The sequence below is a fragment of the Orrella sp. JC864 genome (assembly GCF_037026685.1).
GTDB lineage: Bacteria > Pseudomonadota > Gammaproteobacteria > Burkholderiales > Burkholderiaceae_B > Orrella.
The window spans coordinates 1-1375 of sequence record NZ_JBANET010000050.1; the positions used below are offsets into that span (position 1 = coordinate 1).

At 61.7% G+C, this 1375-nt stretch carries 1 protein-coding gene; it reads right to left on the reverse strand.

Annotated elements, in window-relative coordinates; genetic code table 11:
- Positions 1–72 precede the first annotated feature (72 nt).
- Positions 73–1320, reverse strand: a complete 1248-nt coding sequence (locus V8Z80_RS20835; protein WP_155197494.1) for an IS256 family transposase — start codon at positions 1318–1320, stop codon at positions 73–75.
- Positions 1321–1375 lie beyond the last annotated feature (55 nt).

Below are 1375 nucleotides of genomic sequence, written 5' to 3' on the forward strand. Positions count from 1 at the left end.
GGGTCTGTCAGTATTTTTGTGTTTGAGGCATGAAGCGCTTGAGTCTTTGCTCTCAAGCACGTTGATCCTAACTCAGCGGTACGGTTGGGTGAAGCGTTCGGCGTAAATGATGGCGAACTGGTTCATGGCCGCTTTCCAGTCGTGCGTGGCGCTACCCCAGGTGCCGGTGATGTTGCGCAATACCAACCACAGCAGCTTAGTGGCCGCATCGTCCGAAGGGAAGTGTCCGCGGATCTTGACGGCCCGGCGCAGCTGGGCATTGATGCTCTCGATGGCGTTGGTGGTGTAGATGATCTTGCGGATCGCGGGCGGGAACGTAAAGAACGGGATCACGCAGTCCCAGGCCTGGCGCCAGGCTTGGGTGATCGGCGTATAGCGCTGGCCCCAGGGCCCCTGCTCGAAGCGTGTCAGTTCTGCCTGGGCCGCCTCCAGGGTCGGCGCCGTGTAGATGGGCTTGAGCGCGGCCGCCACTGCGCGGCGATCCTTCCAGCCGGCATACTCCAGGCTGGTGCGGATCAAATGCACCACGCAGGTCTGTAGCGTCGTGGCCGGGTACACGGCGGCCAGTGCCTGCTCCATGCCCTTCAGGCCATCGGTGACAGCGATCAGGATATCCTGCGTGCCACGGCTCTTCAGTTCGTTGAACACCCGCATCCAGAACTTGGCCCCTTCGGTCTGTTCGATCCACAGGCCCAGGATCTCGCGCGTGCCGTCGGGCAACACGCCTAGCGCCAGGTACACTGCCTTGTTGCGCACCACCGCGTCCTGGCGGATCTTGACCCGTAGGGCATCGAAGAACACCACCGGATACATGATCTCCAGAGGCCGGCTCTGCCAGGTAGTGACTTCGTCCATCACCGCATCGGTCACCGAGCTGATGAACTCGGGCGAGACCTCGGTGCCGTACTGCTCGAGCAAGAACGCCTGGATCTCGCGCACCGTCATGCCGCGCGCGTACATCGCGATGATCTTGTCGTCAAATCCCGTAAAGCGGCGCTCATGCTTGGGGATCAGAAGCGGGGCAAAACTGCCGTCGCGATCACGCGGGATCGCCACCGGCAGCGGCCCCTCGTCAGTGAGCACCGTCTTGCGGCTCGTGCCGTTGCGCTGGTTTTCGGCCTGCTGCGGGCGCTGGCCAGGCGGATAGCCCAAATGATGTTCCAGCTCCGCACCCAGGGCCCGCTCGATCAGCGCCTTCTTCAAGGCCATCGACAGGTCCTGGATCGACTCGGCCGTCATCGGCCCTTTGACCAACTGATCGACCAATTCGGCCGGAATCGCCGGCAAATCGCGCGTCGGCGACTTCTTGTGGGTAGCCATACATGCTCCTTTTTCAGAGATGTTAGGCCCCAAACACAAAATTTATGACACTCCC